Source organism: Algihabitans albus, assembly GCF_003572205.1.
GTDB lineage: Bacteria > Pseudomonadota > Alphaproteobacteria > Kiloniellales > DSM-21159 > Algihabitans > Algihabitans albus.
In genome coordinates, this window is the sequence record NZ_QXNY01000002.1 from 993,446 (window position 1) to 1,005,508 (window position 12,063).

Sequence of the window (12,063 nt, forward strand, 5' to 3'; positions counted from 1 at the left end):
ATCGGTGAAGGCGGGCGCCTTGGGGGCTTCTGGAAGCCGACGCTAGGGCTGGTGCACGTAGAGCCCCGGCGCCGGCTCCAACGGCGGGAAGCCGACCTCCGTGTTGCCGAGCTGCGGCGGCGCGGCGCAGCTTCCGGAGCGCGCCACCAGCCAGGCGGCCCACTCCGGCCACCAGGACCCCTTGTGCACGGGCGTCTCGCGCTGCCAGCGGTCGGGGTCCTTGTAGTGCTCGCCGTCGTGGGCTGTGGCGACCTGGTAGATGCGGCGCGGATGCCCGACCGGGGTCACGATGCCGCCGTTGTGTCCGCCGGAGGTCAGCAGGAAAGTGACGTCGACATCGACCAGCAGATGAATCTTGTAGACCGATTTCCAGGGCGCGACGTGATCCTTCTGGGTGCCGACCGCGAAGATCGGCACCTCGATATCGGTCAGAGCCACGGGCCGGTCGCCGACCCGGTACTGGCCGCGTGCCAGGCGATTTTCGTGAAACAGCTCCTCCAGGTACTCGCCGTGCATGGCCGCCGGCATGCGGGTGGCGTCGTCGTTCCAGGCCATCAGGTCGTTCTTGTCGGCCCGCACGCCGAAGAAATACTCATGCAGCAGACGCGAGTAGATCAGGTCGTTGGGCCGTAGCATCTGAAAGGCGCCGGACATCTGCTTGGTGTCCAGATAGCCCTGCTGCCACATCATATCCTTGAGGAAGGCAAGCTGACTGGAGTCGATGAAAAGGCTCAGTTCGCCCGGCTCGGTGAAATCGGTCTGCGCCGCCAGCAAGGTGACGGTCTTCAGCCGCTCATCGCCGTCGCGCGCCATCGCCGCCGCGCCGATCGACAGGAGCGTCCCGCCCAGGCAGTAGCCCAGCGAATGGGTCTTGGTCTCGGGCCCGCAGACCGCACCGACGGCATCCATCGCGGCAGCGAGACCCAGCTCCAGATAGTCATCCATCCCGAGGTGCCGGTCGTCGCTGTCCGGGTTCTTCCAGGAGATGGCGAAGACCGTGAATCCCTGCTCCGTCAGATAGCGGATCAGCGACTTCTCCGGCGAGAGGTCCAAGATGTAGTATTTCATGATCCAAGCCGGGACGATCAGGATCGGCTCGGGCCTCACCTTGTCCGTCTGCGGCGCATATTGGATCAGCTCGATCAGACGATTGCGGTAGACGACGCGGCCCGGCGTCGCCGCGACCTCGCGCCCCGGCCGGTATTGCCGGGTCCGCGCCGGCTTCTTGCCGGTCATGCGGTACTCGACGTCCTCGGCGAAGTTCTCGATGCCATGCAGCAGGTTGCTTCCGCCCTGCTCCAGGGTGGCTTTCTGCAACACCGGATTGGTCGCGAGGAAGTTGCTCGGCGCCCAAAGATCGAGCGCTTGGCGCGTCATGAAGGAGGTCACGGCTTCATGGTGGGGCGAGACACCGCGTACGTCGGTCGTCGCCTTCTCCCACCAGCGCTGGGTGAGGAGAAAGCCCTGGACCATGAGGTTGTAGGGCGGTTTCGTCCAGACCTCGTCTTCGAAGCGCTTGTCGCTTTTCTCCGGCGCGATCAGATCGGCCGTCGGCTGGCCGGACAGGGCATGCGCTGCGTAGAAGCCGAAGCGAACCGCCTTGTTCCAAGCATACTGCCAGAGTTCGCCCTGCTTGCCGGGCGAGCAGGCCAGATTGATCGCCCAGTCGGAGTAAGCGAGATTCAGCGAGGCCGGCGACACGCCCTTGGTCAGGCGCGCGATCGTGGCATTGACCATACGGTCCAGATGCTCCGCCGCGAGATCGCCCTGTTCGTCCGGATCGCGCGCCGGAGGCTCGTGATAGACGTCGCTGGCCGGCGGCGGAACCGGTGTCGGTGGGGCGACCGCGACCGCCGCTCCATCGGTCACGGCCGGCACTTCCCGAGCAGGCGCGGCCGCGACACGGGAGCCGCCGTTCGTCTTAGCGGACGAGTCCCCGGCCGTCTTGCGTCGGGCGGCATCGCCCGCCTTGTATGCCGCCGGCTTACGCGGCCTTCCACCGCTCGGTTGGGACTGATCGGACATCGATGGACCTCGCGCTTTCGGCCGGGAGGGCGTTTCATGGAGCGTCGCTTCGGCGCATGATTTCGCACCAGCACACACGACCTGGCATTACGTCGGTCAAGTGCCAGTGACGCTTCCATGAAAGTTACGCGACAATCGCGGAGGCTGCCTCCTTAAGGTCGAGAGCGAAGTCCGGACGGGCCCGGCACCCGGCGGCCCGTCAGTCGAGCCGCTCCAACTCGTCGATCATGCCTTCGACAACGCTCAGGCCCTTGCGCCAGAACGCGGGGTCGCCGGCGTCCAGGCCGAAGGGGGCTAAGAGTTCCCGATGCCGCTGGCTTCCGCCGGCCCGCAGCAGCTCGAGGTACTTCTCCGCGAATCCGGCCTCGGCATCCTGGTAGACCGCGTAGAGGGAGTTGACCAGGCAATCGCCGAAAGCGTAGGCGTAGACGTAGAAAGGCACATGGATGAAGTGCGGGATGTAGGCCCAGAAGACCCGGTAGTCCTCGTCGAAATCGAAGGCCGGGCCGAGCGACTCCCGCTGCGTGCGCAGCCAGATCTCTCCCAGATCCTCGGGCAGCAGTTCACCTTGCCGGCGACCGTCGTGAACCTCGGCTTCGAAGCGGTGGAAGGCGATCTGCCGGACGACCGTGTTCAGCATGTCCTCGACCTTGCCAGCCAACATGATCTTGCGCTTCGCCGGATCCGCGGTGCCGCGAAGCAGCGCCTGGAAGGTCAGCATCTCGCCGAACACGCTGGCGGTCTCGGCCAGGGTCAAGGGCGTCATCGACATCAGATGTCCCTGGCCGCCGGCCAGGACCTGGTGAACGCCGTGGCCCAACTCGTGCGCCAGGGTCATGACGTCGCGCACCCGGCCCTGATAGTTGAGCAGCAGATAGGGGTGCACGCTCGGCACCGTCGGATGCGCGAAAGCGCCCGAGGCCTTGCCCGGACGGACCGGGGCATCGACCCAGGGTCGGTCGAAGAAGCGCCGGCCGACCTTGGCCAATTCCGGCGAGAAGTGACCGTAGGCCTCCAGCACCGTCGCCTGGGCCTCGTCCCAGGGAATGGTGCGGTCGTCATCGCCGGGCAGCGGCGCGTTGCGGTCCCAGTAGGGCAGCCGCTCCTTGCCCATCCACTTGGCCTTCAGGGCGTAGTAGCGGTGGGAGAGCCTCGGGTAGGCCTCGGTTACCGCCCCGACCAGCGCATCGACCACCTCGTCCTCGACGAAGTTGGCGAGGTTGCGCGAGGAAACCGGGCGCTTGAATCCGCGCCAGTCGTCCTCGATGGCCTTGTCCTTGGCCAGCGTGTTGGTGATATGCGCGAATAGCCTCGTGTTGTCCCCCAGCACCTGAGCGAAGGACTTGGCGGCGCGCTCGCGGGTTTTCGGATCGTGATCGCTCAGGCGATTCAGGATCTCCGCATTGGTCAGACCCTCCCCATCCAGCGGGAAGCGGAGCCCCGCCATGGTCTCGTCGAACAGACGGGTCCAGGCATTGCGGCCCGAGAGTTGCTTCTCGTGGAGCAGGCGCTCGACCTCGTCGTCGAGCTGATAGGGACGCAGGGCCCGGATATCGCGCAGCCAGGGACGGTAACGGGCGAGGTCCGGGCTCTCCAGCTTGCGTTCCAGCTCCGCGTCCTCGATCCGGTTCAGCTCCAGAACGAAGAACAGCAGCGTCGAGGAGATACGCGTCGCTGCCTCCTGACAGGCCTGGTAGAACTTGCCGTTGGCGCCATCGCTCATGTCGCCGGCATAAACCAGCTGAGCGTAGCTCATCAGCCGGCCCAGCCGTTCCTCCAGCGCCTCGTAGCTCCGCACCGCCGCACCGAGCTGCGTGCCGGAGAGCGCGTCCAGCTTGCCCAGATGACTCGATTGAAAGGCCCGGGCCTCGCCTTCCAGCGTGGCGATCTCCCCCTGCACTTCCGGCCCATCACGGCCGGGAAAGAGGTCGCCCAAGTCCCACTCCGGCAGTTTGCCCAGCTTTTCCGCAGGTTGGCTCATCCTAATCTCCCTCTTTCCCTGCTGTTGTGCTTGAATTAACTGCTTCCGACCGCATTTATGCCCGAGCTTTCCGTAAGCCAAAGACGAAAGCGCCCGACCCGAGCAGACTCGGCACTAGAAATAAGCGGCGCGGTGCGAAAAAGGGAGAGGCGATCACGATGGACTATGCGGCCTGGAACAACCTCTGCGACATCTTCTTCCATCAGGCACGTGCGCATAAGACGCGGAATCTGCTCTGGGCCAAACGGGACGGCCGCTGGCAGCCCTGGACCTGGGCGGAGGTGGATCAGGCGGTGCGCGACCTCTCGCGCGGACTGCGCGCACTCGGCGTCAAGCGGGGCGACCGCGTGGTCATCGTCGCGGAGAACCGGCCGGAGTGGTTCATCGCGGATCTGGCGATCATCGCCTGCGGCGCCATCACGGTCCCGGCCTACATCACCAACACCGAAAGCGACCATCGTCACATCCTGACGGACAGCGGCGCGATCGGCGCCATCGTCTCCGGCCCGGCCCTGGCCAAGACGCTGCTGCCCGCCGCCAAACAGGCGCCGGACTGCAAGTGGCTGCTCTCGATGGCGGAGCTGGACGTGAAGCAGTCCAGCGTTCTGGCCTACCACGACTGGGATGCCGTCCTGGGCCAGGGCAAGGATATGCAGGACGACGTCGAGGAGGTGGCCAGCCGGGCGCAGCGCGACGATGCCTGCTGCTTCATCTACACCTCGGGGACCGGGGGCACTCCCAAGGGTGTGGTCCTGTCCCACGGCAACGTGCTGTGCAACTGCCTGGGAGCTTACGACCTGCTGGTCGAGTTCGGACTGGAGGAAGAGATCTTCCTGTCCTTCCTGCCGCTGTCTCATTCCTACGAGCATACCTGCGGCCACTTCTTTCCGATCACCATCGCCGCCCAGATCTACTACGCCGAGGGCGTCGAGCAGCTTCTGAACAACCTGGCCGAAGTGCGCCCGACCATCATGACGGCCGTACCGCGGCTCTATGAATCGATCCATCAGCGCATGCGCGCGGGTCTCAAGAAACAGTCGCCCTTCAAACAGAAGCTCTTCGCCAAGGCGGAGGCTCTGGGCCGCAAGCGCTACCACGACCCGAACAGCCTCACGCTTTGGGAACGTCTGCTGGACTCGGCTATCGACAAACTGGTGCGCGACAAGGTGCGCGGCCGCTTCGGCGGTCGGCTCAAGGCCATGGTCTCAGGCGGCGCGGCGCTCAACACCGATATCGGCATCTTCTTCACGGCGCTGGGTTTACGGGTTCTACAGGGCTATGGCCAGACCGAGGCCGCACCCGTGATCTCCTGCAACCGCTCGAACCGAATCAGGATGGAGACCGTCGGTCCGCCGCTGAAGGGCGTCGAAGTCCGGATCGCCGAAGACGGCGAGATTTTGGTGCGCGGCGAACTGGTGATGAAGGGCTACTGGAACAACGAGGAAGCCACCGCCCAGGCAATCCAGGACGGCTGGCTGCATACCGGCGACATTGGCGAAATCGACAGCGACGGTTTCATCCGCATCACCGACCGCAAGAAGGACATCGTCGTGCTGTCGGGTGGCGACAACGTCTCGCCCGCGCGCATCGAGGGATTCCTGACCCTGCGGCCGGAGATCAATCAGGCCATGGTGGCCGGCGACAAACGCCCCTACCTTGTCGGTCTTCTGGTCCCGGACGACGAGTGGATGCGTAACTGGGCGAAGGAACAGGGCAAGTCCCGCGACCTGGAGACCCTGCGCGAGGACCGCGATTTTCGCAAGGCGTTGCAGGGCGTGATCGAACAGGTCAACCAGCAGGTCTCGAACCTCGAAAGGGTGCGGCGCTTCACCGTCGCCACGGAGCCCTTCACGGTCGAGAACCACATGATGACGCCGACCATGAAGATCCGCCGTCACGTGATCAAGCAGGAGTACGGGCCGCTGCTCGAGAGTCTCTACGACACCAAGGGTGCCAGCGCGGCCAAGGGTTCGGCGGCCGCGCGCTAGGCCACACATTGGAGAGCGTTCGGGAACCCGAGACGGATCCTCCGGGGCCCGCAAGGCCGGTTCCCCCACCCGCATTTATCTCCGTGGACTTTCGGGCAATCGGGATCGTGACCACAGACCCTACGAACATGAGGGTTATGGTAAACTGCCTCTCGACAAATAGGTCAGTATTCATTACCTTTTTTATCGGACCGGTCGATGCCAGATTCCTGGTCGGGAACCGGTAGACGCCGTGGCGTAGCGAGACCCAGGCCCGACGCGCCGGCAGGTCGCCGAAGTGGTGACGGAACCGGCGCATTATAACGAGGCTCGCGCGCGGCGGCAGACAGCGCCATCCGGGAGGACGCGAGATCGATGCCTGAGGCTTCCGTTAGACTCGACGACAAATACACGCTCGACAGCGGCCGGATCTTTCTGACCGGCACCCAAGCGCTGGTGCGCTTGCCGATGATGCAGCGCCAGCGCGATCTGGCCGCCGGACTCGACACGGCCGCCTTCATCACCGGGTACCGCGGCTCACCGCTCGGCGGTCTGGACCAGCAGCTCTGGAAGGCGCGCAAATACCTCAAGGACAACCATGTCCACTTCCAGCCTGGCGTCAACGAGGACCTGGCGGCGACCGCCGTTTGGGGCTCGCAGCAGACCGGACTGTTCGGCGACGCCAAGCACGACGGCGTCTACGCCATGTGGTACGGCAAGGGTCCCGGCGTCGACCGCTGTGGCGACGTCTTCCGTCACGGCAACTTCGCCGGCAGCCACGCCAAGGGCGGCGTGCTGCTGCTGGCCGGCGACGATCACGCAGCCAAGTCCTCGACCACCGCGCACCAGTGCGAATACACCTTCATGGACGCCATGATCCCGGTACTGAACCCGGCCGGCGTCCAGGAATTCTTGGACCTCGGCCTCTACGGCTGGGCGATGAGCCGTTACTCCGGTTGCTGGATCGGCTTCAAGACCATCACCGAGACAGTCGATGCAACGGCCAGCGTCTATGTCGACCCCAACCGCATCGACATCGCCCTGCCGGAGGATTTCGAGCTGCCGGCCGGCGGCCTGAACATCCGCTGGCCCGACCCGGTGCTGGAGGCGGAGGAACGGCATCACCGTCACAAGCTCTACGCCGCGCTGGCCTTCGCCCGCGCCAACAAGCTCGACCGCACGGTGCTGGACTCGCCGAAACGCCGCTTCGGCATCGTCACGGCGGGCAAGGCCTACCTCGACACCATGCAGGCGCTGGAAGATCTCGGTATCGACGCGGCACTGGCCGCCGAACTGGGCCTGTCGGTCTACAAGGTGGGCATGTCCTGGCCGCTGGAGCAGAGCGGAATCCGCGCCTTCGCCGAGGGTCTGCAGGAGATCCTGATCGTCGAGGAAAAGCGGGCGGTCATCGAGAATCAGGTCAAGGAACAGCTCTACAACTGGCAGGCGGACCGGCGGCCACGGATCATCGGCAAGTTCGACCGCAACTATCCCGACGAACCGGCCGAGATGCAGCTCCCCTCCTACTACGAAATCAATCCGGGCCTGGTTGCCGCGGCCCTGGCGAAGCTGCTGGAGCGGCACGGCGTGCTGCCCGAAGCGCAGCGCGCGCGCGCGCAGTTCCTGGCGCAGAAGGACAAGGCCAGACGCAGCGCGGCCAAGGCACCGATCGAGCGGGTGCCCTACTTCTGCTCCGGCTGCCCGCACAACACCTCGACCAAGGTGCCCGAGGGGTCGCGCGCCCTGGCCGGCATCGGTTGCCACTACATGGCGCAGTGGATGGACCGCAACACGGAAACCTTCACCCAGATGGGCGGCGAGGGTGTGCCCTGGGTCGGCCAGGCGCCCTTCGTGACGACGGAGCATGTCTTCGCCAACCTGGGCGACGGCACCTATTTCCACTCCGGCATCCTGGCGGTGCGCGCCGCCGTCGCCGCCGACGTCAACATCACCTACAAGGTGCTCTACAACGACGCGGTCGCCATGACCGGCGGGCAGCCGCACGACGGCCCGCTCGATCCGGCCATGATCACGCGCCAGCTTCATGCCGAGGGCGTGAAGAAGATCGTCCTGGTCTCCGACGAGCCGGACAAGTACCCCCTCGGCACCGACTGGGCGCCGGGCGTCACCTTCGAGAATCGCGACGAACTGGACCGGGTGCAGAAGGACCTGCGCATCGTCCCCGGCGTCACCGCCATCGTCTACGACCAGACCTGCGCGGCGGAAAAACGCCGTCGGCGCAAGCGCGGTCTCTACCCCGATCCGCCGAAGCGCGTCTTCATCAACGACGCGGTCTGCGAAGGCTGCGGCGATTGCTCGGTCAAGTCCAACTGCGTCTCCGTGGTGCCGCAGGAAACCGAGTTCGGGACCAAGCGCAAGATCGACCAGTCGAGCTGCAACAAGGACTTCTCCTGCCTCAAGGGCTTCTGCCCGAGCTTCGTGACGGTGCACGGCGCCGAGCCGCGCAAGGGCGGCAGCAAGCCGAAAGGCGGCGCGGAAGGAGGCGACACCTGGGGCCCGCTGCCGGAGCCGCAGCTCCCCGGCCTCGATCAGCCCTACGGCATTCTGATCTCCGGCGTCGGCGGCACCGGCGTGGTGACCATCGGAGCGCTGCTCGGCATGGCCGCGCATATCGAGGGCAAGGGCGTCAGCCTGCTCGACATGGCCGGCCTCGCCCAGAAGGGCGGTGCCGTGCTGAGCCACATTCGCCTGGCTCAGCGACCGGAAGACCTGCACGCCGTCAGGATCTCGGCGGGCGGCGCCAACCTGGTGCTCGGCTGCGACCTGGTGGTGGCCAGCAGTCCTGAGGCGCTGACCAAGGTGAACAAGGGCACGACCCGGGCCGTGATCAACAGCCATGAGACGGTCACCGGCGAGTTCACCCGCAGCTCCACGACCTACAAGTTCCCGACCCGGGCGCTGGTCCAGACGGTCCAGGACGCGGTTGGCGAGGAGACCTCCGAGTTCATCGAGGCGACGGCGGTGGCCGAGGCTCTGATGGGCGATTCCATCGCCACCAACCTCTTCATGCTCGGCTATGCCTGGCAGAAGGGGCTGGTGCCGCTCAGCCGGGCCGCCATCGAGCAGGCCATCGAGCTCAATGCCGTGGCGGTGGCTTTCAACCGGGAGGCCTTCGTCTGGGGCCGCCGCGCCGCCGCCGATCTCAAGCGGGTGACGGAAACCGCCCTGCCCGACGCCAAGCCGGCGGAGGCAGCCAGGCCGCAGACACTGGAGGAGCTGGTCGAGCGCCGCGTCGCCTTCCTGACCGACTACCAGAACGCGGCCTATGCCGACGGCTACCGCAAGATCGTCGAGCGGGCGCGCCAGGCCGAGGCGGAGAAAACGCCGGGTCGCAGCGGCTTCGCCGAAGCAGTGGCCCGCTACGCCCACAAGGTGATGGCCTACAAGGACGAGTATGAGGTCGCGCGCCTGCATGCCGATCCGGCCTTCCGGCAGAAGCTCGAACGGCAGTTCGCCGGCAGCTACAAGCTGACTTTCCACCTGGCGCCGCCGCTGATTTCGCCGCGCGATCCGGTAACCGGCGAGCTGAAGAAGCGCGAGTTCGGCCCCTGGCTGCTGCCGGTTTTCCGGGCCATGACCAAGCTGAAGGGACTGCGCGGCACGGCCTTCGACATCTTCGGCTACACCGCCGAGCGCAAGGACGAGCGCAAGCTCATCGCCGACTACGTGGCGCTGGTCGAGGAGCTGAGCGGTAAGTTGACGCCCGAGACCCATGCCTTGGCGGTCCAGCTCGCCGAAATCCCGGATCGGATCCGAGGCTACGGTCACGTCAAGGAGCGAAATCTGGAGGCCGCGCGGAAACGCTGGGACGAGCTGCTGGCGGAGTTCCGCGACCCGGCGCCCGCACCGCTGACCCGCGAAGCGGCGGAATAGAGCGGAAGCCTGCCGAGACTGCTTGGCTCACTAAGCTGTCATTCCACGACGACGAACGCGTCGCCGTAGCAGTTACTGACGCGCCAGCGCATCTAGACTTCCCGCCAATTCGTCTTGATTACTTCAAGCGCGTGGACATCCTGTGCAGAGCTTCGCTTGAGATTGATCTGTTTAAGATCCAGGGCGCAAGTAACGGTCGCCAGAGTAACGACGCTTTTGAGCAGCCTTCTCCAGGCCAAGAGTTGCTCTCGCTCAGATTGTGTTAGGAAGTTTGAGAAAATATAAGGGGCGTTGCGCGCGCTAGCTGTAGAGATGTTCTCGATTGCTAAGGTTAAAGCGGAACTAAATCTCCCAAATAAATATTGGCGAGAATATGTATCTCCTATATTATGATGAAGTAAAGCATGAGCCACCCAAACAAACGTCCTTTTGGCTTGGCGGAATTTGTGATTCTGCGGAAGTAGTTCCAGCGTTAGAAGCCGAACTCAACGAAATATCCCAGGACGCTTTTGGATCTGCGACGCTCAGTCGGGACACTGAATTCCACGGTATTGAACTTTGCCGGGGCAAGGGCAATTTCAAGGGCCGAAACTTCGATGAACGTCTAGAATACCTGAAAAGAATACTGAATATTATTAGCCGAGATGACATTCAACGTGTCTACATAAGGATAATTCCTGAAAACATCACTCATTCATCAAAACCACCTGATGAAATTGCATTTATGTATCTTATTGAAAAAGCAGACAGCTTATTTAAAAAACTTGGAACAGTTGGGATGCTTTTTGGTGATTATGATGAACCAAATATCGGCACATCAGTTGCGAGCCTCTCGCTTTATCGGCAAGGTGGAACGCGTTGGGAAAGAGGACGAGACATCGAGAACATAATTGATACAGTGCATTTTGCAAGATCACATCACAGTCGAATGATACAATTAGCTGATGTATTTCTTTATTGTCTCCAATTTTATCACCAAGATAATTCCGCTAGATGGAGAAAAGCGATTGAAGAAGTTATCGATAATAGTGGAATCCGGAAATGCCAAGAAAAACGGGTCTGGCCTAGCGAACCAACATGGTATCGATTGTAATGTATCGCGATGACCGGCGTTCCGAAGAACTGGCAAGGCTGTGCGCCTCTGCGCTGCCGGTCATGCTTTAATTCTAATGTTGATGGTAGGGTGATGTCAAATAGGCCCTGATTGATCGTTAGGTATCATCCACGCAGAATATTGGCACGGAAGAGGCGTAGTCCTACTCAGCAATTATGACTTTCTTATCTTGCCGCAGACGGTCAGTAAGGGAACTCCTGTGTTTTGGTAATCGCTGAACCAGCAGTCCGCCGGCAACGAAAACTGACCGTCCAACCTCGCACTGCCGCTGGTCCGCGAAACGGCTGGATATAGGATCACAAATCCGGTTCGATCCCGTCAGCCAGCCTTCTGGGCAACGAAGAAGACGTAGCCGTAAGCGTCCCCGAAACGGCGACGCACATCGATCTCCCGCTCGGTTGTCGCGACGACCGAGCGTGCGGCCGGATCGTCGGCATAGCACGCCTTCAACCTCGGGAGCCTGGCTTCCAAGGGGGTGTAGTAGTCGTCCCACCAGGCCGCCTCGGGCAGCGTGAACGTCCCCAGCAGATCGTAGCCGCAGGCTTTCAGGCTTGCCATGTTGGCCTCCAGGGTCGTCATCGCCGGATACTCGGTTTGGAAAAAGGCGGCAGCTTCGGCCGGCGGGTCGGACCGCAGCCACGTCAGCTCGGTCATCGCGATGCAGCCGCCAGGTTTGAGCAGCCGGCGCCAAGCCCGAAAGGCTGCTTCAAAGCCCATGATGTAAGCCGAGCCCTCCGCCCAGATGAGATCGAAGCTCCGATCCGGAAACGGCAGCTCCGCCATGTCGCCGGCCAAGACCTCGATCCGCTCAGCCAAACCCGTTGCGGCGGCGCGCTCATTCAGGCTGTCCAGATATTCCTGCAGCAAGTCGACCGCCGTGATCGGGCCGTCCAGCGCCTCGGCCAGAACCAGGGTCTGCAGGCCCGGGCCGCAACCGATATCCAGAACGCTGGGGTGTTCGGGCAGGCCGCGGCAGAGGGCCAGGGCATCGAGGGTGCTCTGAGCGGCCCCCGGTCCCTGCCGCGGCAAACCCCGCTGCACCTCCAGAAAAATCTCGAAGAGGCGTGACTCTTCTTCCATGG

Annotated in this window: 6 protein-coding genes; 3 read left to right on the forward strand and 3 right to left on the reverse strand. The window is 63.5% G+C overall.

Annotation, left to right across the window (positions count from 1 at the left end; genetic code table 11):
- Positions 1–42 precede the first annotated feature (42 nt).
- On the reverse strand, positions 43–1,869 hold the full coding sequence (locus tag DBZ32_RS06280; RefSeq protein ID WP_235830062.1) for a PHA/PHB synthase family protein: 1,827 nt from the start codon (positions 1,867–1,869) through the stop codon (positions 43–45).
- A gap of 355 nt (positions 1,870–2,224) precedes the next feature.
- Positions 2,225–4,006, reverse strand: coding sequence for a M3 family oligoendopeptidase (locus tag DBZ32_RS06285; RefSeq protein WP_119166207.1), 1,782 nt, complete (start codon positions 4,004–4,006; stop codon positions 2,225–2,227).
- Between the two features lie 158 nt (positions 4,007–4,164).
- On the opposite strand from DBZ32_RS06285, the gene DBZ32_RS06290 reads away from it, so the two are divergent.
- From DBZ32_RS06290 to DBZ32_RS06300, 3 genes are all read left to right on the forward strand, one after another.
- Positions 4,165–5,994 (forward strand): AMP-dependent synthetase/ligase, encoded by a 1,830-nt coding sequence (locus DBZ32_RS06290; protein ID WP_119166208.1) that lies wholly within the window; start codon positions 4,165–4,167, stop codon positions 5,992–5,994.
- Positions 5,995–6,348: 354 nt separating this feature from the next.
- Positions 6,349–9,867 carry an indolepyruvate ferredoxin oxidoreductase family protein gene (locus DBZ32_RS06295; protein ID WP_119166209.1) on the forward strand — a complete coding sequence of 1,173 codons (3,519 nt, stop codon included), beginning with the start codon at positions 6,349–6,351 and terminating at the stop codon, positions 9,865–9,867.
- Positions 9,868–10,240: 373 nt separating this feature from the next.
- Positions 10,241–10,960: a DUF3800 domain-containing protein gene (locus tag DBZ32_RS06300; RefSeq protein ID WP_119166210.1), complete on the forward strand. Its 720-nt coding sequence runs from the start codon at positions 10,241–10,243 to the stop codon at positions 10,958–10,960.
- Between the two features lie 339 nt (positions 10,961–11,299).
- Here DBZ32_RS06300 and DBZ32_RS06305 read toward each other — a convergent pair whose 3' ends face one another.
- Positions 11,300–12,061, reverse strand: a complete 762-nt coding sequence (locus DBZ32_RS06305) for a class I SAM-dependent methyltransferase (RefSeq protein ID WP_119166211.1) — start codon at positions 12,059–12,061, stop codon at positions 11,300–11,302.
- Positions 12,062–12,063: the final 2 nt, after the last annotated feature.

Coding starts and splice junctions, on each gene's coding strand:
- DBZ32_RS06285 (WP_119166207.1), bottom strand. CDS start 4,006: ATGAGCCAACCTGCGGAAAAGCTGGGCAAACTGCCGGAGTGGGACTTG.
- DBZ32_RS06290 (WP_119166208.1), top strand. CDS start 4,165: ATGGACTATGCGGCCTGGAACAACCTCTGCGACATCTTCTTCCATCAG.
- DBZ32_RS06295 (WP_119166209.1), top strand. CDS start 6,349: ATGCCTGAGGCTTCCGTTAGACTCGACGACAAATACACGCTCGACAGC.
- DBZ32_RS06300 (WP_119166210.1), top strand. CDS start 10,241: ATGTATCTCCTATATTATGATGAAGTAAAGCATGAGCCACCCAAACAA.
- DBZ32_RS06305 (WP_119166211.1), bottom strand. CDS start 12,061: ATGGAAGAAGAGTCACGCCTCTTCGAGATTTTTCTGGAGGTGCAGCGG.